Origin of the sequence: Streptomyces sp. E-08 (assembly GCF_049913095.1) — a bacterium.
GTDB lineage: Bacteria > Actinomycetota > Actinomycetes > Streptomycetales > Streptomycetaceae > Streptomyces.
In genome coordinates this window covers 3,584,655-3,606,382 of sequence record NZ_CP183971.1, presented here as the reverse complement: position 1 = coordinate 3,606,382, position 21,728 = coordinate 3,584,655, and the positions used below count along the sequence as shown (strand labels likewise).

Below are 21,728 nucleotides of genomic sequence, written 5' to 3'. Positions count from 1 at the left end.
TCTCTTGCCATTCGTCCGTGAATTCCGTGAACAATGTGTTGCGAAAAGGTTTCACGGGATGCTGGGATCGGCCCATGGATCTCACGAGACGCTTCGACGGGTACGCGGCACTGGTCACGGGCGCGGCGCGCGGCATCGGCGCGGCCACCGCCCGGCGGCTCGCGGCGGAGGGCGCGCGGGTCCTCGTCACGGACATCGACGAGGCAGCCGCCCGGCAGACCGCCGAGCGGATCCCGGGCGCGGTCGCGCTGCGCTGCGACGTCGGCGACCAGGAGTCGGTGGACGGGGCCGTCGCCCACGCCGTACGGGCCTTCGGCCGCCTCGACGTCCTCGTCAACAACGCCCTCGCCCCCGTCGCCGCCGACCGGGACCGCTTCGAGGACGAACCCGACGACGGCTGGACCGGCCAGCTCGGCGTCACGCTGATGGGCGCCGTCCGCTGCTCCCGGGCGGCCCTGCCGCACCTCGCGGCGGCCGGCGGGCGCGGGGCGATCGTCACGATCGGCTCGGTCAACGCGGAGGCGGACTTCGGCGGGCACGCCTACAGCGCCGCCAAGGCGGGCCTCGCCTCCCTCACCCGCACCCTGGCGGGCGACGCGGGGCCGCGCGGGGTCCGCGTCAACCAGATCAACCCGGGCACGATCGCGACCACGGCCTGGGCGGGCCGCGAGGCCGACCTCACGGCCCTGGCCACCCGCGTCTACCCCCTGGGCCGCGTCGGGACCCCGGAGGACGTGGCGGCGGCGGTGGCCTTCCTGGCCTCCGCGGACGCCTCCTGGATCACGGGCACGACCCTGCGCGTGGACGGCGGCCTGCTGGCGGTGAACACCCACTTCGCGGAGGTGCTGGGCGACTGAGGGGGGATGCCCCGCGGTTCAGCCCGCGTGCAGCATCAGTCCGATCCCCACCACCATCAGGCCCGCCGCCGCGACCCTCGGGGCGCCGAAGCGTTCCTTGAAGAAGAGGGCGCCGATGGCCGCGCCCACGATGATGGAGGACTCGCGCAGGGCGGCGACCGGGGCCAGCGGCGCCTTCGTCTGGGCCCACAGGACGAGGGCGTACGCCGCGACCGACAGGGCGGCGCCGAGCAGGCCCCGGGCCGCGTACGGGCGCAGCTCGGGGAGCAGGGCAGCGCGGCGGGTCCAGAGGGCGTACGCCGGGATCACGAGGCCCTCCAGGAGCATCAGCCACCCGATGTAGCCCAGGGGGGTGCCGGAGGCGCGGACGCCGACGCCGTCGACGAACGTGTACAGGGCGATCGACAGGCCCGTCGCGCCCGCCGCCACGAGCGCCGGCCAGTGCGGGCGGGCGCCCTTGCCGCGGATGCCCCACAGGGCGAGGCCGGTCAGGCCCGTGCAGGCCACCGCGACCCCGAGCAACTGCCAGCCGCCCGGCACCTCGTGGAGGAGGACGGCCGCCAGGGCGGTCACGATCAGCGGGGCCGTACCCCGTGCGATCGGGTACATCTGGCCGAAGTCGCCGAGCGAGAACGACCGCATCAGCAGGACGTAGTAGCCGATGTGCAGGAGCGCCGAGACGATCAGGTACGGCCACGCCCCCGCCGCGGGCAGCGGTACGAAGCAGGCCACGGCCAGGCCGATCAGCGCCCCGCCGCCGGAGATGAGGGTGAAGGAGAGCAGCTGGTCCTTGATGCCGTGCGCGATCGCGTTCCAGCCGGCGTGCGTGACGGCCGCTACGAGGACCGCGAGCGTGACGAGCGGGGTCACTCCGAGGTCTCGCGGACGTCCACGAGCGTGCCGCCCGCGTGCCCGACCAGCGTCTGCGGGTCCATCGCGAAGACCGTGTGCGGGGTGCCCGCCGCCGCCCACACCACGGCGTGGTCGAGGACGCCCCGGTCGGCGAGGACCCGCGTCCGGGTGCGGTGACCGAACGGCGGGACGCCCCCGATCGCGTACCCGGTGGTCTCCCGGACCGCCTTCGCGTCCGCGCGGGTGACCTTCCGCGCACCCAGCTCCTGGCGTACCCGCTCGACGTCGACCCGTGAGGCGCCGTCCATCAGGACGAGCACCGGCACCCCGTCGGCCGCGAAGATCAGCGACTTCACGATCTCGGCGACCTCGCAGCCGATGGCCTCGGCGGCCTGGAGGGCGGTGCGGGTCTCGTCGGGGAAGCGGCGGATCTCGACGTCGAGACCCAGCTCCCGGAGGGCGGCGGCGAACTGGGGGTGGGCGGCGGATGCGGTGTCCTCGTCGGTCGTCATGGCCCGCACGCTAGCGGTCGGTGTACGGGGCACGCGACAGGGTTCCGGTGGGCGGTCACCCGGCCTTCAGGACCCGCGCGACGACCGGGCCCGCCGCGTCGCCCCCGTGGCCGCCGGCCTGGACGACGGCCGCCGCCGCGAGGTCGCCGGAGTAGCCGGTGAACCAGCTGTTGGAGGTGGCCTGGCCGTCGATCTCGGCGGAGCCGGTCTTGGCGCCCTTGGGGGAGGGGACTCCGGACATCGCCTGCGTGGCGGTGCCGTCCTGGCGGGTCGCCGCCGCCGTCATCATCCGGCGCAGCCCGCTCGCGATCTCGCGGGGGAGCGGCTCGGCCTCGGCGAAGTCGCGGTCGTCGAGCTCCTTCGCCACCAGGTACGGCTGGCGGAACGCGCCGTTCTTCGCGGTCGCGGACAGCGAGGCGACGTTCAGGGCGCTCATCGTGATCTTTCCCTGGCCGATGTACGAGGCGGGCGTCTCGCTCCCGGCCGACTCGGGCACGGAGCCGTCCCACGCCCCGACCCCGATGTTCCACTCCTCGCCGATGCCGAACCAGCGACGGGCGGTCGCGCCGAGGGCGGTGTCCGCGACGTTCTTGTCGGAGAGGGGTCTGATCGCCTTGATGAAGGCGGTGTTGCAGGAGCGGCTGAAGGCGTCGGTGAGGGTGGCGTCGGGGATGCTGAAGTCCTTGAGGTTGTGGAAGGTCCGGCCCCTGGAGAGCACGTCGGGAGGACACTCGACCTTGTCGCCCGGCCCGGCCACACCGTGTTCCATCATCATCGCCGCCGTGACGATCTTCATCGTCGAGCCGGGTGCCTGCTGTCCCTGGAGCGCGGTGTCGAACTCGGTGGCCGGGTTGTTGGCGACGGCCCGAATCGCCCCCGTCGACGGCTCGATCGCGGCCACCGAGGCCTGCCCGAACCCCTTGACCGCCTTCTCGGCCGCCGCCTGGACGTCCGCGTCGATGGTGGTCCGCAGGGTGCCCGGCTTCCCCTTCCGCAGGACGAGGAGCGGGGTGTCGGCGAGGTTCTCGCTGCCCGAGTCGATCCAGGTCTCGACGCCGGCGGTGCCGTCGACCCTCGACCCGTACCGCTTGCGCAGTTCGGCCAGGACCGGCCGGAGCGAGGGGTACTTCCCCGCCGTCAGCTCCACGCCGTCGTGGTCGACGGCCTTCACCTCGGCGGTCTTCGCGACACCGGTGCGCAGGGCGCCGGCGGCGGTCAGCTTCGGGTGGAGCACGCTCGGCTGCCACTTCACGAGCGGGCGGTCGGTGGTCTCGCCGCGCACCACGGTCAGTTCGGAGGCGTACGACCAGTCCTTGGACACGTCCTCGTACGTGATCGTCGCCTTCACGGTGAACGGCACCTTCGGGCCGACCGGCGTCCCCGGCGTGATGACCGCCTTCGAGACCTTGCCGCCCTCGCGGTACGCGGCGACCGCGGCCCCGGCCGTGACCGGGTCGTTCGTCAGCTGGGCGGCCCGCTCGGGCTCCCCGGCGGCCCAGGCGGCCAGGAAGTCCTTCGCGGCGGCCGTCACCTCGTCGGGGGTGACGGGCCCCGTCCTCGGCGCGGACTCGGAGCGGGTCCCGGTCTCGCCGCCCGTGACCCCGTTCCAGAGGTTGTAGCCGCCGTACCCCACTCCGCCCGCCACGACGGCGAACACGCTCCCCACGATCGCGACCTTGGCCCCGCTGCGCATGGCTGCGCCTCCCCTCCCCAGGTGGACCGACGAGTCAAGCAGTCAGGACGTTCGTGTGTCGAGCACCTGTCGCCACATCCGTCAAACCTGCCCCCGCCGTCCCCGGATACGATACTTTGAACGCGTTCAAGTATTCAGGATCGGGGGCGGGGCATGCAGGTCGATGCGCGAAACGGTGTTCATCCCTGGCAGTTCGGCCTCGTGCTGCTCGCCGCGATCACCCCCGTGGCCGCGTCGGCCGCGTGGGTCGACCAGGGCTTCACCTCCCTCTCCCTGGTCCTTGCGACCGCCGCGGTCACCGCCGTGCCGCTGCTGTTCCACGCCGGCTCCCCGGGCTTCGCCCGCTCGGCCGGCGCCGTCTCGGTGCTGCTGCTCGTCTGGAGCTACCTCGGCGCCCTGGCGGGGATGTTCGTCTTCCTCCCCTCGGTCCTCCTGCTCTGGCTGGCCTCCGGGGCGGACCCGCGCCGGCGCCCGACGGCGGCAAAGGTGATGGCCGCGGCCGGTCTCGCGCTCGCCGTCCTCCTGCCGCTCCACTTCCTCGGGGCGTGAGCGCAAGCGAAGGGGGCGCGACCACCGGTCGCGCCCCCTTCGCCGTGCATTTCCCCCGCTACACCCAGGTGTCGAGCCACATCCGGCTTCTCCACTGGTCCAGTGGAATGGGGGTGCCGGTGTAGATGGGCCAGAAGTAGATGAAATTCCAGACGATGAGCAGGACGAGACATCCCGCCGCCACCGCGCCGAAAGTCCGGCGTCTTTCCGATGAACCGCGGGGGCCGATGATCGCGCCCAGCATCATGGCCACCGCCAGGCACAGGAAAGGCACGAAGACGACCGCGTAGAAAAGGAAGATGGTGCGTTCCTGGTAAAGGAACCAGGGGAGCCAGCCGGCCGCGATGCCGCAGGCGATCGCGCCCGCCCGCCAGTCGCGGCGGAAGGCCCAGCGCCACAGGACGTACAGGATCGCGAAGCACGCTGCCCACCACAGCAGGGGCGTGCCGAGGGCGAGGACCTCCTGGGCGCACTTCTCCTTCGCCGTCACCGGGCAGCCCGCCGTGCCGGGGGCGGGGGACTCGTAGAAGTACGAGACGGGGCGGCCGAGGACGATCCAGGACCAGGGGTTCGACTGGTAGGTGTGCGGCGAGGTGAGGCCGACGTGGAAGGTGTACACCTCGGACTCGTAGTGCCACAGGCTCCGCAGCCAGTCCGGGAGCCAGCCCCAGGTGCCGCCGCCGACCGCCTTGTCGTGGTCCTCGGCCCAGTGCCGGAAGTAGCCCTTGTCGCTGACCAGCCAGCCCGTCCAGGTCGCCAGGTACGTGGCCAGGGCCACCGGCACCACCGACACGAACGCCGGGACCAGGTCCTTCCGGATCACCGCGAGGTACGGGCGGACCGCGCCGGCCGTGCGCCGCCCGCCGACGTCCCACAGGACCGTGAGCAGGCCGAACGCGACCATCACGTACAGGCCGTTCCACTTGGTCGCCGCCGCGAGGCCGAGGGACACGCCCGCCGCGATCCGCCACGGCCGCCAGCCCAGGCGCACGCTCTCCGCGATCTCCGCGTCGGGCCGCAGGACCCCCTCCTCGTCCTCGGGGAGGGCGGCCGCGAGCCGCTTCCTGGTGCGGTCCCGGTCGAGGACGAGACAGCCGAAGGCGGCGAGCACGAAGAACATCAGCACCTGGTCGAGCAGCGCGGTGCGGCTCATCACGAAGTGCAGTCCGTCGACGGCGAGCAGCAGGCCCGCCAGGCAGCCCAGGAACGTCGAGCGGAACAGACTGCGGCCGATCCGGCACAGCATCAGCACGGAGAGCGTGCCGAGCAGCGCCACCATGAACCGCCACCCGAAGGGCTCGAAGCCGAAGAGCTTCTCGCCGACGCCGATCACCCATTTGCCCATCGGCGGGTGGACGACGTACCCGGGGTCGGTCGGCACCAGGACCGAGCCGGGGTCGGTGAGGATCGTCTTGTCGATGTCCTTCGGCCAGGCCCCCTCGTACCCCTGGTTGATCAGCGCCCAGGAGTCCTTGGCGTAGTACGTCTCGTCGAATATCACCGCGTGCGGCTTGCCCAGGTTCCAGAACCGCAGCAGGCCCGCGACCGCCGTGACCAGCAGCGGACCGCCCCAGGCCGCCAGCCGCCACAGCCGCTCCGCGCCGCCGGGGCCGATGCCGAGGAGCGACCAGGTCCGGGCGGACGGCCGGGTGTACGAGGGGACGAGCCGCTCGCGCAGGCCGATCGGCGCGGCGTCCGGGGCGGGCGGCGTGTAGCCGAAGCGCCGCAGCCTCTGCTGCCAGGAAGAGGGCTCTGCCACGGGCGCCGCCATGGGGTGCTGGCCCTCCAGGGCCTCGGGTGCGGTACTGGTCACCGCGCCATCGTAGGGAACGCGCCTGTGCGCGTCGCCTGTCCGGGCTGGGAGGATGTCCCGTGTGACAGGAACGCTGGTACTCGCAGGGACCCCCATCGGCGACATCGCGGACGCCCCGCCCCGCCTCGCCACCGAGCTGCAGAGCGCGGACATCGTGGCCGCCGAGGACACCCGGAGGCTGCGCGGTCTCACCCGGGCGCTCGGCATCCACACCACGGGCCGGGTCGTCTCGTACTTCGAGGGGAACGAGTCCGCCCGTACGCCGGAACTGGTCGAGGCGCTGGTCGGCGGCGCGCGCGTGCTGCTCGTGACCGACGCGGGCATGCCGTCCGTCTCGGACCCCGGCTACCGGCTCGTGGCCGCCGCCGTCGAGCAGGACATCAAGGTGACGGCCGTCCCCGGCCCGTCCGCCGTGCTCACCGCGCTCGCCCTCTCCGGCCTCCCCGTGGACCGCTTCTGCTTCGAGGGCTTCCTGCCGAGGAAGGCCGGCGAGCGCCTCGGACGGCTGCGCGAGGTCGCGGACGAGCGGCGGACCCTCGTCTACTTCGAGGCCCCGCACCGGCTCGACGACACCCTCGCCGCGATGGCCGAGGTGTTCGGCGCCGAGCGCAGGGCCGCCGTCTGCCGCGAGCTGACCAAGACGTACGAGGAGGTCAAGCGGGGCCCGCTCGGCGAGCTCGCGGAATGGGCGAAGGACGGCGTGCGCGGCGAGATCACCGTCGTCGTCGAGGGCGCCCCGGAGACCGGACCCGCCGAACTCGACGCCGAGGAGCTGGTGCGCAGGGTGCGGGTGCGCGAGGAGGCGGGGGAGCGCCGCAAGGAGGCGATCGCCGCCGTCGCGGCGGAGGCGGGACTTCCCAAGCGGGAGGTGTTCGATGCGGTGGTCGCGGCAAAGAATGCGGACGCGTCGGGCCCCGGAAAGGGTAAAGGACTAACCTGAAAGGCAAAGCCGAACCCGGCGCCGGGACTCTTCGCGGGGTGCTTGGCAAGGGAAGAGCCAAAAGCCTTCCATGGTTCGTCCGCCGCTGATGCGCTCCGGCCGGAAAAGGCGTCCACTGATCAGTGGAGAGGAGCTGGCATGAGCGAGATCACCGGCACCGGCATATCCGTCGCCCATGAGGCGTACGCCTTCGCCTGCATGCGCTGTGGATACGGCTGGGAGCAGGCGTACGACATCGAGCACCACGTCGACGCCGCCGGCCAGGAATTCGTCGTCTACAAGGCCGACGGAGAGCGGGTACCGTCCCCGCTGTCCAGCCCCACCTGCATGAACTGCGGCGGCCACGTCGTCCGCATCATGCGCGCGGGGCAGGTGTCGTCGGTGCTCGACCTGATCGCCGCGACCGAGAAGCATCAGCACGGAGCGCGGGCGACGAAGCCCGTCTCGCCGGCCGGGCCCATCGGCCAGGAGCTGACGGAGGACACCCCCGAGAAGCCGCCGGTGCCGCACCACTGGCACCTGTCGGACCTCTTCCACCGCAGGCGTCACCAGTAGGTCACCGGTAACCCCGCGCGGCGGCACTCATGGCCCTCGTACGATCGGGACCATGAGTGCCAAGGACGCCCCGCCGCCGCTGCCCGAGCCCCTCCTCGTGGAGGTCGCGGACTCGCACACCCACATGGACCTGCAGTCCGGGACCGTCGAGGAGGCCCTGGTCAAGGCCGCCGCCGTCGGCGTGACCACGGTCGTCCAGGTCGGCTGCGACGTGAAGGGCTCGCAGTGGGCCGCCGAGACGGCCGCCGCCCACGAGAACGTGCACGCGGCCGTCGCGCTGCACCCCAACGAGGCCCCCAGGATCGTGCTCGGCGACCCCGACGGCTGGTCCCGCCAGGGCGCCCGCGAGGGCGGCGGCGACGCGGCCCTCGACGACGCCCTCACCGAGATCGACCGGCTCGCCGCCCTCCCGTACGTCCGCGGGGTCGGCGAGACCGGCCTCGACTTCTTCCGTACGGGACCCGAGGGCATCGCCGCGCAGGAGCGTTCCTTCCGCGCCCACATCGAGATCGCCAAGCGCCACGGCAAGGCCCTCGTCATCCACGACCGCGAGGCCCACGCCGACGTGCTCCGCGTCCTGGACGAGGAGGGCGCCCCCGAGCGGACCGTCTTCCACTGCTACTCCGGCGACGCCGCCATGGCCGAGATCTGCGCCGCCAAGGGCTACTACATGTCCTTCGCCGGCAACGTCACCTTCAAGAACGCCCAGCCGCTGCGGGACGCGCTCGCGATCGCCCCGCTGGAGCTCGTCCTCGTCGAGACCGACGCCCCGTTCCTCACCCCCGCCCCCTTCCGGGGCCGCCCGAACGCCCCCTACCTGATCCCGGTCACCGTCCGGGCCATGGCCGAGGTCCGCGGCATGGGGGAGAACGAGCTGGCCGCGGCGATCGCCGTGAACACGGCCCGCGCCTTCGATTACTGATCCATAACAGTTACGTGCGGTAGTCGCGTCGTCATGAAGCGTGACCGGGGTCGGGGCTAGGGTCCCGGCCTCGTGAGCACTTCCCAGGGCAGTCACCGAGCCGGACGGCGGGCGGGCGCGGCCGCGACCCTGCCACTGCACGAGCAGCCGACCCAGGCGGCGCCCCTCGTCGTACCGGCGATCCCGCAGGGAGTCCTGCCCGAGCAGGGCTCCCGGGCCGGGGCCCGCCGCGCCGCCCGCCGCCGCAGGGTCGCCGGCGTCCCGGGCGGGGGCCCGCGGAAGGACGGCCTGCGCAAGCTCGTCCCGCAGGCGCTCGTCGTCGCCTTCCTCGCCGGCGGCACCAGCGCCTTCGTCGCCGACGACAAGGCCGTCGAACTGTCCGTCGACGGCGTCCCCCGCACCCTCCACACCTTCGCCGACGACGTGCGCGAGCTCCTCGCCGACGAGGGCCTCGCCGTCGGCGAACACGACATCGTCGCCCCCGGCCCCGGCGAGCCCCTGGCCGGCGGCGACGAGATCGTCGTCCGGTACGGGCGGCCCGTCGCCCTCACCGTCGACGGGCAGCGCCGCCAGGTCTGGACGACCGCCGCGACCGTCGAGGGGGCGCTGCGCGAGCTCGGGGTCCGCGCCGAGGGCGCCTACCTGTCGGCCTCGCGCGGCGCCGCCATCTCCCGCCAGGGCCTCGCCCTCGACGTCCGCACCGAGCGGGCCGTCACCTTCCTCGCCGACGGGCGCGAGCGGACGATCCGTACGAACGCCGCCACCGTCCGGGAGGCCCTCGCCGAGGCCGGGATCACGCTCTCCGGACAGGACACCACCTCCGTCCCCGCCGACTCCTTCCCGCGCGACGGCCAGACCGTGAACGTGCTGCGGATCACCGGCTCCCGGCAGGTGCGGGAGGAGTCCGTCCCGTACGCCGTCGAGTACGTCCGCGACCCCGGTCTCTTCGCCGGCACCGAGGTCGTCGAACGGCAGGGCGTCCCGGGCGTCCGCCGCGTCACGTACAGCCTGCGCACGGTCAACGGCGTCACGCAGCGGCCGCGCAGGACCGGCGAGGAGATCGTCCGCGAACCCGTCGGCCGCACGGTGCGGGTCGGCACCCGGCCGCTGCCCACCTCCGTCGCCGGCGCCGACGGCCTCGACTGGGGCGCGCTCGCCGCCTGCGAGTCCGGCGGCCGCCCGAACGCGGTCGACCCCTCCGGGACGTACGGCGGGCTCTACCAGTTCGACCCCGGCACCTGGCACTCCCTCGGCGGCAGCGGCACCGCGCAGGACGCGCCCGCCGCCGAGCAGACCTTCCGCGCGAAGAAGCTCTACGTGCAGCGGGGGGCGAGCCCGTGGCCCCACTGCGGCCGCCGGCTCCACCGGTGAGGGCGGCGCCGTACCGGTGAGCCGTAGGTCGGCCGTACCGGGGCCCCGTAGGCTGTACCGGTGAGCACCACCACCGGCCCCGAAAGCCCCGACGCCCTCCTCGGCCCCGCCGACATCCGTGAGCTGGCCGCCGCCCTCGGCGTGCGCCCCACGAAGCAGAAGGGCCAGAACTTCGTCATCGACGCCAACACCGTCCGGCGGATCGTCCGCACGGCCGAGGTGCGGCCCGAGGACGTGGTCGTGGAGGTGGGTCCCGGACTCGGCTCCCTCACCCTGGCCCTCCTGGAGGCCGCCGACCGCGTGACGGCCGTCGAGATCGACGACGTGCTCGCCGCCGCGCTGCCCGCCACGATCGCCGCCCGCATGCCGGCCCGCGCCGACCGCTTCGCGCTCGTCCACTCCGACGCGATGCACGTCCAGGAGCTCCCCGGCCCGCCGCCGACCGCCCTCGTCGCGAACCTGCCGTACAACGTGGCCGTGCCCGTCCTGCTCCACATGCTGGAGCGGTTCCCGACCATCGAGCGGACCCTCGTCATGGTCCAGGCCGAGGTCGCCGACCGGCTCGCCGCGAAGCCCGGCAACAAGGTGTACGGCGTGCCCTCCGTCAAGGCCAACTGGTACGCCGAGGTCAAGCGCGCCGGGGCCATCGGCCGCAACGTCTTCTGGCCCGCCCCGAACGTCGACTCCGGCCTCGTCTCCCTGGTCCGCCGCACCGAACCCCTCGCGACCACCGCCACCCGGCGGGAGGTCTTCGCGGTCGTCGACGCGGCCTTCGCGCAGCGCCGCAAGACCCTGCGCGCGGCCCTCGCCACCTGGGCGGGCTCGCCGGCGGCGGCGGAGGAGGCCCTGGTGAAGGCCGGGATCTCGCCGCAGGCGCGGGGCGAGTCGCTGACGGTGGAGGAGTTCGCGCGGATCGCGGAGGCGAAGGCATGAGCGGCGTCACCGTACGCGTGCCCGCCAAGGTCAACGTCCAGCTCGCGGTCGGCGCGGCCCGCCCCGACGGCTTCCACGACCTGGCGAACGTCTTCCTCGCCGTCTCCCTGTACGACGAGGTCACGGCGGTCCCCGCCGACGCACTGACGATCACCTGCGAGGGCCCGGACGCCGACAAGGTGCCGCTGGACCGCACCAACCTGGCCGCGCGCGCCGCCGAGCTGCTCGCCGCCCGGCACGGCATCTCCCCGGACGTGCACCTGCACATCAAGAAGGACATCCCGGTCGCCGGCGGCATGGCCGGCGGCAGCGCCGACGGCGCGGGCGCGCTGCTCGCCTGCGACGCGCTGTGGGGCCTCGGCACGCCCCCCGAGGTGCTCCTGGAGATCTGCGCCGAGCTCGGCTCGGACGTGCCGTTCAGCCTGGTCGGCGGCGCGGCGCTCGGCACCGGGCGCGGCGAGAGGCTGACGGAGCTGCCGGTCGGGGGCACCTTCCACTGGGTGTTCGCCGTCGCCGACGGCGGGCTCTCGACCCCAGCGGTGTACGGCGAGTTCGACCGACTCGCCGAGGGCACCGAGGTCCCCGAGCCGGCCGCGTCCCCGGCCCTCCTGGAGGCCCTGCGCACCGGGGACGCCACCGCCCTCGCGGGCGCCCTCGCCAACGACCTGCAGGCCCCGGCGCTCTCCCTGCGGCCCTCGCTCGCCGCGACCCTGGCGGCCGGCACCGAGGCGGGCGCGCTCGCGGCCCTGGTCTCCGGCTCGGGCCCGACGACGGCGTTCCTGGTGAAGGACGCGGAGGCGGCGGACACCGTCGCCGCCGCCCTCGTCGCCTCCGGCACCTGCCGCACGGCCCGCACCACGACGTCCCCGGCGCCGGGCGCGGTCGTCCTCTAGAGCTTGTTCTTCGAGATCCGGGCCAGGAGCAGGTTCGGGTCCGGGTTCGGGGTGGTGAAGTAGGCCGCGCTGGGGACGTAGACGGACTTGGCGCGCACCGCCGCGGACGTCGGGTTGTCGAGGCCGTCCGCCGCCGTGAGGACCGGCTTGTGGGTGCCGTCGGGTCGTACGAGCTCCAGCGTGTCGTCCATGATCAGCGCGGCGAGGACCGTGTCGCCGTGTCCGGTGAAGGCGAAGTCGTCGATGAAGTTCAGCCCGGTCGCCCGGGTCTCGATCGGGCCGGCCGTCCGGTCCTCCTGGACCGGGATGCGCAGCAGGGTCGACCGGGCGGTGTTGGACACCCACACGGCGCCGTGGTGGACCTTGAGGCCGTTGGCGCCGAAGGGGACCTCGACGGTGGGTTCGAGCGCGGCCCCGGTGGCCCACACCGTGGGCTCGCCGCCGGCCACCGGCAGGCTCCACACCCTGCCGAGGCCCGTGTCGGCCGTGTAGAGGGTGTCGCACTTCTCGTCGAGGGCGAGCCCGTTGGGGAAGGCGTCCGCCGGGAAGAACCCGATCTGCTCCGGCACGCCCCCGCCGGGCGCGATGCGCCAGACGCCCGTCTCCTTCGTGCCGGTGACGTAGTTGACGTACAGCGTGCCGTCATGGGCGCGGGCGATCCCGGAGGCGACGGGCCCTCCGACGGGCGAGTGTCCGCCCGGCACGTCGGGCAGGGTGGCGACGGGCGTCGTGACGCCCTGCCTGGTGACGCGGACGACCTTGTGGGCGAAGGCGAAGGTCAGGTCGGCGGAACCGTCGGGCTCCAGCGCGATGTTCTCCGGCGTCTCGCCGGCGGCGAAGTCGAAGTGGGCGACGACGCGGGGATCGGTGACGGCCGGATCGCCGTCCGACGCGGGGCCGGCGGCGAGGGCGCCGAGGGCGGCGGTGGCGGTGACGACGGCGGCCAGGCGCGGGTGTCTGGGCAAGGGTCTCTCCTCGGAAGGTCGGTCTGAGGAGAGGCTCGCTGTTCCCGGGCGGGGGACCCGGGCAGCCGTGGCCGCGAGGTCGCCCGCGTGGCCGACGGCATGGGGCCGGTTGGCAGTGAGCCCGGTGGTGGACGGGGGGCGCGCGCCGACCGTCGTCGCGCCCCGTACTCAGCCGCCGGTTGAGTATCCGCGCCCTGACGGCCGGCCGTGCGGGCGCGGGACCGTGCCCGTATGGGAATCAGCGCGCGTGAACTCGCCGCCGCCACACCGGCGACACGGGACCGGTACGTCGATCTGCTCCGGGTCGCCTCGCTCGCGGTCGTCGTTCTCGGCCACTGGCTGATGGCGGCCGCCACCGCCGACGGGCAGGTCGGGAACCTGCTCGCCGTCGTGCCGGAACTCCAGGCGGTGACCTGGGTGTTCCAGGTGATGCCGGTGTTCTTCTTCGTCGGCGGCTTCTCGCACGCCCTCGCCCACCGCTCGCGCCCCCGGTACGCGGACTTCCTGCGGGCCCGGCTCCAGCGACTGCTGCGGCCGACGATGGTGTTCGTCGGGGTGTGGGGCGCGGCGGCGCTGGTGCTCCAGCTGTCCGGCGCCGACGAGGGGCTCACCGGGGTCGCGCTGCGGCTCGTCACCCAGCCGCTGTGGTTCATCGGGATCTACCTCGCGATGGTGGCGTTCACGCCGCCGCTGCTGAGGCTCCACGAGCGGTGGGGCTGGGGCGCGTTCGGGGCGCTCGCGGGCGGGGCGGCCGTCGTGGACGTGCTGCGGTTCGCGGCGGGCGTGCCCTACGTCGAGTTCCTGAACTTCGCGTGCGTGTGGCTCGCGGTCCACCAGCTCGGATTCCTCCGCGCCGACGGCATGATCCGCCGCCCGGCCCTGCTCGCCGGGGCGGGTCTCGCCGGCGCGACCGCGCTCGTGGCCCTCGGGCCGTACCCGCTGTCGATGGTCGGCATGCCCGGCGAGCGGGTGTCGAACATGGCCCCGCCGACCCTCGCGCTGCTCTGCCACGGCCTGTGGCTGGTCGGCGGCGTCGAGCTGCTGAAGGGGCCCGGCGCGCGGCTCGTCGCCCGTGCCGGGGTGTGGCGGACGGTGGTCGCCGCCAACGGCGTCGCGATGACGGCGTTCCTGTGGCACCTGACGGCCATGCTCGCGGTGTACGGGGCGCTGCTCGGGTTCGGCGCACGGCTCCCGGCTCCGGCCTCGGGCGCCTGGTGGGCGCAGGTCCCGCCGCGGTTCGCGGCGGCGGCGCTGCTCACGGCGCTGCTCGTCACGGTCTTCCGCCGCTTCGAGGCGCCGGTCGCGGCGGCCCCGGCGCGCGACGGGGGCGGCGGGCTCGCGGCCCTCGGGATCACGCTTGCCCTGTCCGGGGTCCTCGGCCTGTCCCTGACGGGCTTCGCCGGGCTCCTCGACGGACACGCGGCGACCCTGATCGCCGTCCCCGTCACGGCCCCGGCGGCCGTCGGCCTGGCCCTGGCGGGGTGGCTGCTGGTGGAGCGGGCGGGGAGGGTCAGACGGTGATGACGGTCGCCCTTCCCGCGCAGAGGGTCATCAGGTCCTCCGGGTCCGAGCTCAGCACGGTGACGGGGCCGGGCGCGGCCAGGGCCGTCGCGGCGACCATCGCGTCGATGGCGTACTTGTGCCCGTGCAGCCCCGCCTCGGCGAGCAGGCCGGCCGCGCGCCGGGCGACGGCGTCGGTCACGGGCTCGACGACGAGGCGTGACAGGGTCCACTCCAGGGCGGCCCGGTTGATCCGGGGGTGCATCACCTCCACCAGCGTGGCCGCACTCGTCACGACGCGCAGATCGTCCGCGCGGGCGAGGGCGAGCCAGCCCGTGACACTGCGGTCGCGCAGGACGGCCTTGGCGAGTCCCTCGCTGTCGAGGACCAGCGTCCCGCCGGGGACCGCCTCGGGGCGGGGCGTCACGCCGCGCTCGCCTCGCCCGGGGCGGTACGGCCCTGCTCCGCGCGTGCGCGCCGGAGCTGCTCACGCCGCGCCTGGATCTCCTCGTCGGTGACGGCGCCGTGCTCGGCCTCCGCCACGGCGATGAGCTCGTTGAGGTCGTCCCGCTCGATCTGCCGTGCGACCGCCGCGGCGACGTAGGCCGAGAGCCCGGACGGGCCCCCGCGCGCGCGTGCGGCCTCCGCCACGTCCCGTGGCATGCTGATCGAGTACTTCTGAGTGGGCTCGCTCATGCCCCTTATGCTACCGCTGATGCCACCCGTGGGTCGGGGAGTGCGCGGAGACGTACCCTAGGACGTCGATCGATCCCCCGTACAGGAGTCAACGTGGCCGTCAACCTGGTCAATGTCGAGGCCGTCAGCAAGGTGTACGGCACCCGTGCCCTGCTCGACGGGGTCTCGCTCGGGGTCTCCGAAGGGGACCGGATCGGGGTCGTCGGGCGCAACGGCGACGGCAAGACCACCCTCATCCGGATGCTCGCGAAGCTGGAGGAGGCCGACACCGGCCGCATCACGCACAGCGGCGGGCTCCGCCTCGGGGTGCTCACCCAGCACGACTCCCTCGACCCTGAGGCCACGATCCGGCACGAGGTCATCGGCGTCATGGCCGACCACGAGTGGGCGGGCAGCGCCAAGATCCGCGACGTGCTCACCGGGCTCTTCGGCGGGCTCGACCTGCCCGGCTTCGAGAAGGGCCTCGACACCGTCATCGGCCCGCTCTCCGGCGGCGAGCGGCGGCGCATCGCGCTCGCCAAGCTCCTCATCGAGGACCAGGACCTGCTCGTCCTCGACGAGCCCACCAACCACCTCGACGTCGAGGGCATCGCCTGGCTCGCCAAGCACCTCCAGGAGCGCCGCTCCGCGCTCGTCTGCGTCACCCACGACCGCTGGTTCCTCGACCAGGTCTGCACCCGCATGTGGGACGTGCAGCGCGGTGACGTGCACGAGTACGAGGGCGGCTACTCCGACTACGTCTTCGCCCGCGCCGAGCGCGAGCGCCGCGCCGCCACGGAGGAGACGAAGCGGCAGAACCTGATGCGCAAGGAGCTGGCCTGGCTGCGGCGCGGCGCCCCCGCCCGTACCTCCAAGCCCCGCTACCGCATCGAGGCCGCGAACGAGCTCATCGCCGACGTGCCGCCGCCGCGCGACACCTCCGAGCTGATGAAGTTCGCCAACGCCCGCCTCGGCAAGACGGTCTTCGACCTGGAGGACGTGTCCGTCACCGCCGGCCCCAAGGAGCTGCTCAAGCACCTCACCTGGCAGCTCGGGCCCGGCGACCGCATCGGCCTCGTCGGCGTCAACGGCGCGGGCAAGACCTCACTCCTGCGGGCGCTCGCCGAAGCGGCCGCCAGCCAGGGCGAGAAGCAGCCCGCCGCCGGCAGGATCGTCGTCGGCAAGACCGTCCGGCTCGCCTACCTCTCGCAGGACGTCACCGAGCTCCCCGCCACGCTGCGCGTCCTGGAGGCCGTCCAGCAGATCCGCGACCGCGTCGACCTCGGCAAGGGCCGCGAGATGACCGCCGGTCAGCTCTGCGAGCAGTTCGGTTTCTCCAAGGAGAAGCAGTGGACGCCCGTCGGCGACCTCTCCGGCGGTGAGCGCCGCCGCCTCCAGCTGCTGCGCCTGCTGATGGACGAGCCGAACGTCCTCTTCCTCGACGAGCCCACCAACGACCTCGACATCGAGACCCTGACCCAGCTGGAGGACCTCCTCGACGGCTGGCCGGGCTCCATGGTCGTCATCTCCCACGACCGGTTCTTCATCGAGCGCACCACGGACCGGACGTTCGCCCTGCTCGGCGACCAGACCCTGCGGATGCTGCCGCGCGGCATCGACGAGTACCTGGAGCGGCGCCTGCGGATGGTCGAGGCGTCGGTCCCGGCCCCCGCCGCCGCGGCCGCGCAGCAGAAGCCGGGCGTGTCCGCCGCCGACGCCCGCGCCGCCAAGAAGGAGCTGCAGAAGGTCGAGCGGCAGCTCGACAAGCTCTCCGACAAGGAGGCGAAGCTGCACACGCAGATCGCCGACAACGCCACCGACTTCGAGAAGGTGGCGAAGCTCGACGCGGAGCTGCGCGAACTCGCGGGCGAGCGCGAGGAACTGGAGATGCGCTGGCTGGAGCTGGCCGAGGACGCGTAGGTCCGGGCCGCCGAAGCGCATAACGAGGGCATCACAGGCCGGTCCTCCCTTGGGTACAAGGGGCGGACCGGTCGCTTTTGCGCCATCGCGTGAGTGGTAGAAAGAAAACCCGTTCACGTCAAGGGGGAAACCGCTGATGACCCAGCCGCCCAGCAACCAGCCGCCGGGGGGCTTCGGAGCCCCCCAGGACCCGAACCAGCCGCCTGCCCACGACCTCGGCAAGAACCCGGGCATGCCGCCCGTGCCGCCGACCCCGCCGCAGGCACCGCCGGTCCCGCCGCAGGCGCCGGCCGCGCCGCAGTCCCCGCCGCCCGCCGCGCCGGGACCGTACGGGCAGGCACCGCAGCCCGGTTACGGCTACCCGCAGCAGCCGGGCCAGGCGCCGCAGCCCGGTCCGTACGGCCAGCCGGCGCAGCCCGGTCCGTACGGGCAGCCCGCGCCGCAGCCCTACGGCTACCCGCAGCAGGGCCAGCCGGGGCAGCCCGGCCCGTACGGCCAGCAGCAGAACCCCTACGGCGGATACCCCACCCAGCCCATGTATCAGGGCGCCCCCACCCCGCCCCAGGCGCCCGGTGGCGGCGGTCCGTTCAAGGGCCGGACCGGTGTCGTCGCCGCCGTGGCCGCCGCCGCCGTCCTGGTCGCCGCCGTCACGACCTGGGCCGTCGTCGGCGGGGACGACGAGAAGGACCCGGTCGCCAAGCCCACGCCCACGGCCACGTCCTCCGGCGCCCCGAAGCCCACCGAGTCGGTGGACCAGGGGGACGGTTCGGGCGACGGCGACAAGGGCGAGGACGACCTCAACGCGGGCCGCGAGGCCGGCGAGGCGAAGGTCGGCTGGCTGCTCAAGAACACCGTCGACCTGCCCCGCAACGGCTCCGACGTCTTCGGCCCGTGGATCGTCGGCGACACCGTCGTCAAGGCGATGTACAAGGGCGTCGACGGCTACGGCCTCGCCGACGGCAAGCCCAAGTGGCACGTCGACCTGCCGTTCGAGCTGTGCGCGGTCCCGCCGCAGCCCGCCGCCGACGGCTCCATGGTCTTCGGCTACGCCGAGAGCGCCAAGGACGGCGCCAAGTGCACCCAGCTCCAGAAGGTCGACCTCAAGACCGGCAAGCCCGGCTGGAAGAAGGCCGTCCCGAAGGCCACGGGCCTCTTCGCCTTCTCCGACAACACCCTGGCCATCAGCGGCAACACGGTCACCGCCGCCGGTTCCAGCAGCGCGTACGGCTTCTCGCTCGCCGACGGCCACCAGCTCTTCAAGGGCGCCGACACCGGCTGCAAGCCCTTCGCCTTCGCGGGCGGCAGCAAGCTGATCGCCGCCATGGACTGCCCCTCGGGCAGCACCAGCAAGAAGATCCAGGCGGTCGGCGAGGTCGACCCCAACACCGGCAAGCCGAAGTTCACCTTCCAGCTGGAGGCGAACTGGGAGGTCGACAAGGTCTACTCGGTCGACCCGCTGGTCGTCTCGGCCACCCAGCGCGACCAGAAGAAGTGGACCATCTTCGCGCTCGACGCCAACGGCAGGCTCCGCTCGACGATCCAGGGCGGCAACGACAAGTTCGCGCCCTCCTGCGGCGGCAGCTTCGTCATCTTCGGCAAGAACCTCCAGGGCTGCACGGGTGTCGCGGCCGACGCGAACACCTTCTACATGGCCACCGAGACCGACTACGGCAAGCCCAACGAGGTCGTCGCCTTCGACCTGAAGACGGGCAAGGCCAAGTGGCGCTCCAAGGCCCCCGGCGAGCAGTCGATGACGCCGCTGCGCATGGAGGGCGGTCAGGTCCTGCTGTACGTGGAGCCGTCGTACGACAAGGGCGGCGCCGCCGCCACCATCGCCCCGACCGGCGGCGCGCCGAAGATCCTGCTCCAGCACCCGGCGTCGACCGCCCAGATCGAGAGCAACTTCTACAGCGCGCACTACGCCTACGGCAACGGCACCTTCGTGGTGGCGGCGGGACGTGTGTCGGCGTCCAACGACAAGGACGAGATGCAGGTCAAGACGATGATGGCCTTCAGCAAGTGAGGTACACGGACCGATGACGCAGCCACCCCCGCCGCCGAACCAACCCCCGGATCCGCAGGGCGGCTTCGGCGCCCCGACGCCCCCGCCGCAGCAGCCGGAGCCCGGTTACGGCTACCCGCAGCAGCCGCCGGCCCAGCCGGAGCCCGGTTACGGCTACCCGCAGCAGCCGCCGGCCCAGCCCGGTCAGGGCTACGGCCAGCCGCAGCAGCCGTACGGCTACCCCACCGCGCCGCAGCAGCCGCAGCAGCAGCCCCCGCAGTACGGCGGCTACCAGCAGCCCCAGCAGCCGGTGCAGCCCCCGTACGGCTACCCGACCCAGCCGCAGCAGCCCCAGTACGGCGGCTACCAGCAGCCCGTCGCCACCCCTCCGGCCCCGGGCGGCGGGAAACTGTCGGCGCAGCTCCAGATCGTCATCGCGGCGGTCGTCGCCGTCGTCCTGATCGTCGGCGTCGGCATCTGGTACGCCAACTCCGGCGACGGGGGCGACGAGGCCAAGGGGTCGGGCGGCACCTCGCAGGGCTCCGCCACGGGCGGTGGCGACGCCGGTGGTGGCGACACCGGCGGCAAGGGACTCGGCGGTGGCGGCAAGGAGAAGCCGCCGGCCGACACGAAGGCGAAGATGGCGTTCCAGGTCGCGGAGCCGAAGGTCGCGGACGTCACCGACGTCTCCGGCTCCTGGATCACCGACAAGGCGTTCGTGAAGCCCGGGGTGAACTCGCTGGTCGGCTACGACCTGGACAAGGGCACCGTCCAGTGGACGCTGCCGCTGACCGGCCAGGTCTGCGGCGCCTCGCGGCACATCACCGCGGACAACAAGGCGCCGATCCTCTTCGAGGCCACCAAGCGGGTCGCGCCGCGCTACTACCAGCCGTGCACCGAGGTCGGCGTCGTCGACCTGAACACCGGCAAGCTGCTCTGGTCCACCTCGGTCACCGGCGGCAGTGCCGGCGACCAGAAGGCCCGGTTCAGCGAGGTCACGCTCAGCGGGGCGACGGTCGCGGCCGGCGGCACCGACGGCGGCGCCGCCTTCGACCTCGCCAACGGCAACCCGCGCTGGAAGCCGCAGGCCAACGACCAGAACTGCTACGACATGGGCTACGGCGGCGGCGAGGGCCTCGTCGCGGTCCGCAAGTGCGGCTCGTACGACAGCCCGAGCGTGCTGATCCAGAACCTCAACCCGACGACGGGCGCCCCGCTCTCGCAGTTCAAGATGCCGGCCGGCGCGAAGTACGCCTCGGTCGTCTCCACCAAGCCGCTGGTCGTCGCGGCCGACGTCGGCGAGACCGCCGGTGACGGCAGCGGCATCTCGGACTTCTTCTCCATCGACGAGAAGACCGGGAAGCTGAAGGCGAAGATCACGGCGGACGCGGACCAGTACGCGGCCCGCTGCCGGGCGACCGAGGTCGAGTCCTGCACGCAGGCCCTCGTCGGCAACGGCCGGCTGTACGTGCCGACCGAGGAGCACGAGGGCAGCACCGGCGAGTACGGCGACGAGACCAACGAGATCATCGCCTTCGACCTGGCCACCGGGCGCACGGTGCCGGAGAAGGCCGACGCCGGGGACAAGTACACCTTCGTCCCGCTGCGGATGGACGGCGGCAACCTCATCGTCTACAAGGCCCCGCCCTACGACCAGGGCGGCCGGATCGTCTCGGTCGACGGCGGCACGATGAAGGAGACGCTCCTCCTGGAGAACCCGGCGAACAAGTCGATCCACAACGCCGAGAGCAGCTTCAGCCTGAACGGTGCCGAACTGCTCTACCGCGACGGCCGGTTCTTCATCTCGGAGACGCTGGTCAGCAAGCCCCGGGAGAACGCCTCTCCCAACGACATCAAGGAGTACCTGCTGGTCTCCTTCTCCGTCGGGCACTGACGACCCGTCGCACCGACCGTGGGCCCCTCCGGTGATCCGGAGGGGCCCACGCGCATGTCGGCGGCCGGGGCGGGGGAGCGTGTAGCTTGCCGGGTCAGGCCGACGGGGTGTCCGGACGGCCAGGAGGAGGGGGGATGACCGGGATGGGCGTACGCCTCGTGGTGGTGGACGACCACCGCCTGCTCGCGGAGGCGCTCGCCTCGGCGCTGAAGCTGCGCGGGCACCGGGTGCTCGCCGCGGCCGCGCCGGTGGCGGGGGCCGCGGAGCTGGTGGTGGGCCGGGCGCCGGAGGTCTGCCTCGTGGGCACGGCGACGCCGGACGCGCCGGGGACCTTCGACCCGGTCGTACGGATCAAGCGGGAGCGGCCGCAGGTGGCCGTGGTGGTGCTCGGCCCGGTGCCGTCGCCGCGCGGGATCGCGGCGGCGTTCGCGGCCGGGGCCTCGGGGTACGTACGTCACGACGAGCGCATCGAGGGCGTCGAGCGCGCCCTGGTCAAGGCGCGGGCGGGGGAGACGGCGGTGGCGCCGCAGCTGCTCCAGGGGGCCTTCGCGGAGCTGCTCCATCCCTCGGCGCAGCCGGACGACGAGGCGCAGCGCCTGCTCCAGCTGCTCACCCACCGGGAGGTGGAGGTCCTCGTGCGGGTCGCGGAGGGCGAGGACACGCGGCTGATCGCGGCGGGGATGGGGATCGCGCCGAGCACGGCGCGGACGCACGTGCAGCGGGTCCTGATGAAGCTGGGGGTCGGTTCGCGCCTGGAGGCGGCGGCGCTCGCGGCCCGCACGGGGCTGCTGGACCGGGCGGTGCCGGGGCAGCGCGGCTCCTTCTGAGGTGTCTTCGGAGCCCCTCGGGCGCGGGGGGCGGGTTCACCATTGACGGGTATGT

20 protein-coding genes are annotated in these 21,728 nt (G+C 73.3%); 13 read left to right on the top strand and 7 right to left on the bottom strand.

Going from position 1 to position 21,728, the window contains the following annotated elements; all coding sequences use genetic code 11:
• Positions 1–74: 74 nt before the first annotated feature.
• The gene (locus ACN9MM_RS16365) at positions 75–857 is read left to right on the top strand and encodes an SDR family NAD(P)-dependent oxidoreductase (protein WP_426364317.1); all 783 of its coding nucleotides are present in this window, start codon (positions 75–77) and stop codon (positions 855–857) included.
• 18 nt (positions 858–875) lie between these two features.
• Here the strand turns inward: ACN9MM_RS16365 and ACN9MM_RS16360 are convergent, their stop codons facing one another.
• From ACN9MM_RS16360 to ACN9MM_RS16350, 3 genes are read right to left on the bottom strand one after another with little or no spacing between them, the layout of a single operon-like run.
• Positions 876–1,727, bottom strand: coding sequence for an EamA family transporter (locus ACN9MM_RS16360; RefSeq protein WP_426364316.1), 852 nt, complete (start codon positions 1,725–1,727; stop codon positions 876–878).
• Entirely contained in the window at positions 1,724–2,221 is a 498-nt protein-coding gene (locus ACN9MM_RS16355; RefSeq protein WP_426364315.1) for a YbaK/EbsC family protein, read from the bottom strand. Before ACN9MM_RS16355 ends, ACN9MM_RS16360 begins: the two co-directional genes overlap by 4 nt.
• A 55-nt stretch (positions 2,222–2,276) precedes the next feature.
• Positions 2,277–3,914: a penicillin-binding transpeptidase domain-containing protein gene (locus tag ACN9MM_RS16350; RefSeq protein ID WP_426364314.1), complete on the bottom strand. Its 1,638-nt coding sequence runs from the start codon at positions 3,912–3,914 to the stop codon at positions 2,277–2,279.
• A 153-nt stretch (positions 3,915–4,067) separates the two neighbouring features.
• Between ACN9MM_RS16350 and ACN9MM_RS16345 the strand changes: the two genes are divergently transcribed.
• Positions 4,068–4,463: a hypothetical protein gene (locus ACN9MM_RS16345; protein ID WP_426364313.1), complete on the top strand. Its 396-nt coding sequence runs from the start codon at positions 4,068–4,070 to the stop codon at positions 4,461–4,463.
• A gap of 58 nt (positions 4,464–4,521) precedes the next feature.
• Here the strand turns inward: ACN9MM_RS16345 and ACN9MM_RS16340 are convergent, their stop codons facing one another.
• Positions 4,522–6,276, bottom strand: coding sequence for a dolichyl-phosphate-mannose--protein mannosyltransferase (locus ACN9MM_RS16340; RefSeq protein WP_426364312.1), 1,755 nt, complete (start codon positions 6,274–6,276; stop codon positions 4,522–4,524).
• Positions 6,277–6,328: 52 nt separating this feature from the next.
• On the opposite strand from ACN9MM_RS16340, the gene rsmI reads away from it, so the two are divergent.
• The 6 genes from rsmI (at position 6,329) to ACN9MM_RS16310 (ending at position 11,890) form a co-directional block, all read left to right on the top strand.
• Complete coding sequence (rsmI, locus tag ACN9MM_RS16335; RefSeq protein WP_426364311.1) at positions 6,329–7,216, top strand: 16S rRNA (cytidine(1402)-2'-O)-methyltransferase; 888 nt, start codon at positions 6,329–6,331, stop codon at positions 7,214–7,216.
• A 138-nt stretch (positions 7,217–7,354) separates the two neighbouring features.
• Complete coding sequence (locus tag ACN9MM_RS16330) at positions 7,355–7,771, top strand: hypothetical protein (RefSeq protein ID WP_382867456.1); 417 nt, start codon at positions 7,355–7,357, stop codon at positions 7,769–7,771.
• 52 nt (positions 7,772–7,823) lie between these two features.
• Positions 7,824–8,693 carry a TatD family hydrolase gene (locus ACN9MM_RS16325; RefSeq protein WP_426364310.1) on the top strand — a complete coding sequence of 290 codons (870 nt, stop codon included), beginning with the start codon at positions 7,824–7,826 and terminating at the stop codon, positions 8,691–8,693.
• A gap of 72 nt (positions 8,694–8,765) precedes the next feature.
• A complete protein-coding gene (locus tag ACN9MM_RS16320; protein ID WP_426364309.1) occupies positions 8,766–10,064 on the top strand; it encodes a ubiquitin-like domain-containing protein in 1,299 nt (432 codons plus the stop codon).
• Positions 10,065–10,124: 60 nt separating this feature from the next.
• Positions 10,125–10,997, top strand: coding sequence for a 16S rRNA (adenine(1518)-N(6)/adenine(1519)-N(6))-dimethyltransferase RsmA (gene rsmA, locus ACN9MM_RS16315; RefSeq protein WP_426364308.1), 873 nt, complete (start codon positions 10,125–10,127; stop codon positions 10,995–10,997).
• On the top strand, positions 10,994–11,890 hold the full coding sequence (locus ACN9MM_RS16310) for a 4-(cytidine 5'-diphospho)-2-C-methyl-D-erythritol kinase (protein WP_426364307.1): 897 nt from the start codon (positions 10,994–10,996) through the stop codon (positions 11,888–11,890). The genes rsmA and ACN9MM_RS16310 overlap by 4 nt, the downstream gene beginning before the upstream one ends.
• Here the strand turns inward: ACN9MM_RS16310 and ACN9MM_RS16305 are convergent.
• A complete protein-coding gene (locus ACN9MM_RS16305; protein ID WP_426364306.1) occupies positions 11,887–12,855 on the bottom strand; it encodes a hypothetical protein in 969 nt (322 codons plus the stop codon). The genes ACN9MM_RS16310 and ACN9MM_RS16305 overlap by 4 nt on opposite strands.
• A 231-nt stretch (positions 12,856–13,086) precedes the next feature.
• On the opposite strand from ACN9MM_RS16305, the gene ACN9MM_RS16300 reads away from it, so the two are divergent.
• Entirely contained in the window at positions 13,087–14,376 is a 1,290-nt protein-coding gene (locus ACN9MM_RS16300) for an acyltransferase family protein (RefSeq protein ID WP_426364305.1), read from the top strand.
• Here the strand turns inward: ACN9MM_RS16300 and ACN9MM_RS16295 are convergent.
• Positions 14,366–14,782 carry a PIN domain-containing protein gene (locus ACN9MM_RS16295; protein ID WP_426364304.1) on the bottom strand — a complete coding sequence of 139 codons (417 nt, stop codon included), beginning with the start codon at positions 14,780–14,782 and terminating at the stop codon, positions 14,366–14,368. The genes ACN9MM_RS16300 and ACN9MM_RS16295 overlap by 11 nt on opposite strands.
• Positions 14,779–15,051, bottom strand: coding sequence for a CopG family transcriptional regulator (locus tag ACN9MM_RS16290; RefSeq protein ID WP_426364303.1), 273 nt, complete (start codon positions 15,049–15,051; stop codon positions 14,779–14,781). The genes ACN9MM_RS16295 and ACN9MM_RS16290 overlap by 4 nt, the downstream gene beginning before the upstream one ends.
• A 93-nt stretch (positions 15,052–15,144) precedes the next feature.
• Between ACN9MM_RS16290 and ACN9MM_RS16285 the strand changes: the two genes are divergently transcribed.
• From ACN9MM_RS16285 to ACN9MM_RS16270, 4 genes are all read left to right on the top strand, one after another.
• A complete protein-coding gene (locus tag ACN9MM_RS16285) occupies positions 15,145–16,950 on the top strand; it encodes an ABC-F family ATP-binding cassette domain-containing protein (RefSeq protein ID WP_426364302.1) in 1,806 nt (601 codons plus the stop codon).
• A 136-nt stretch (positions 16,951–17,086) separates the two neighbouring features.
• The gene (locus ACN9MM_RS16280) at positions 17,087–18,973 is read left to right on the top strand and encodes a PQQ-binding-like beta-propeller repeat protein (protein ID WP_426364301.1); all 1,887 of its coding nucleotides are present in this window, start codon (positions 17,087–17,089) and stop codon (positions 18,971–18,973) included.
• Positions 18,974–18,986: 13 nt separating this feature from the next.
• The gene (locus ACN9MM_RS16275) at positions 18,987–20,846 is read left to right on the top strand and encodes a PQQ-binding-like beta-propeller repeat protein (RefSeq protein WP_426364300.1); all 1,860 of its coding nucleotides are present in this window, start codon (positions 18,987–18,989) and stop codon (positions 20,844–20,846) included.
• Between the two features lie 143 nt (positions 20,847–20,989).
• Positions 20,990–21,673: a helix-turn-helix transcriptional regulator gene (locus ACN9MM_RS16270; protein WP_426368756.1), complete on the top strand. Its 684-nt coding sequence runs from the start codon at positions 20,990–20,992 to the stop codon at positions 21,671–21,673.
• Positions 21,674–21,728 lie beyond the last annotated feature (55 nt).

Coding starts and splice junctions, on each gene's coding strand:
- ACN9MM_RS16365 (WP_426364317.1), top strand. CDS start 75: ATGGATCTCACGAGACGCTTCGACGGGTACGCGGCACTGGTCACGGGC.
- ACN9MM_RS16355 (WP_426364315.1), bottom strand. CDS start 2,221: ATGACGACCGACGAGGACACCGCATCCGCCGCCCACCCCCAGTTCGCC.
- ACN9MM_RS16350 (WP_426364314.1), bottom strand. CDS start 3,914: ATGCGCAGCGGGGCCAAGGTCGCGATCGTGGGGAGCGTGTTCGCCGTC.
- ACN9MM_RS16345 (WP_426364313.1), top strand. CDS start 4,068: ATGCAGGTCGATGCGCGAAACGGTGTTCATCCCTGGCAGTTCGGCCTC.
- rsmI (WP_426364311.1), top strand. CDS start 6,329: ATGTCCCGTGTGACAGGAACGCTGGTACTCGCAGGGACCCCCATCGGC.
- ACN9MM_RS16330 (WP_382867456.1), top strand. CDS start 7,355: ATGAGCGAGATCACCGGCACCGGCATATCCGTCGCCCATGAGGCGTAC.
- ACN9MM_RS16325 (WP_426364310.1), top strand. CDS start 7,824: ATGAGTGCCAAGGACGCCCCGCCGCCGCTGCCCGAGCCCCTCCTCGTG.
- ACN9MM_RS16310 (WP_426364307.1), top strand. CDS start 10,994: ATGAGCGGCGTCACCGTACGCGTGCCCGCCAAGGTCAACGTCCAGCTC.
- ACN9MM_RS16300 (WP_426364305.1), top strand. CDS start 13,087: ATGGGAATCAGCGCGCGTGAACTCGCCGCCGCCACACCGGCGACACGG.
- ACN9MM_RS16290 (WP_426364303.1), bottom strand. CDS start 15,051: ATGAGCGAGCCCACTCAGAAGTACTCGATCAGCATGCCACGGGACGTG.
- ACN9MM_RS16280 (WP_426364301.1), top strand. CDS start 17,087: ATGACCCAGCCGCCCAGCAACCAGCCGCCGGGGGGCTTCGGAGCCCCC.
- ACN9MM_RS16275 (WP_426364300.1), top strand. CDS start 18,987: ATGACGCAGCCACCCCCGCCGCCGAACCAACCCCCGGATCCGCAGGGC.
- ACN9MM_RS16270 (WP_426368756.1), top strand. CDS start 20,990: ATGGGCGTACGCCTCGTGGTGGTGGACGACCACCGCCTGCTCGCGGAG.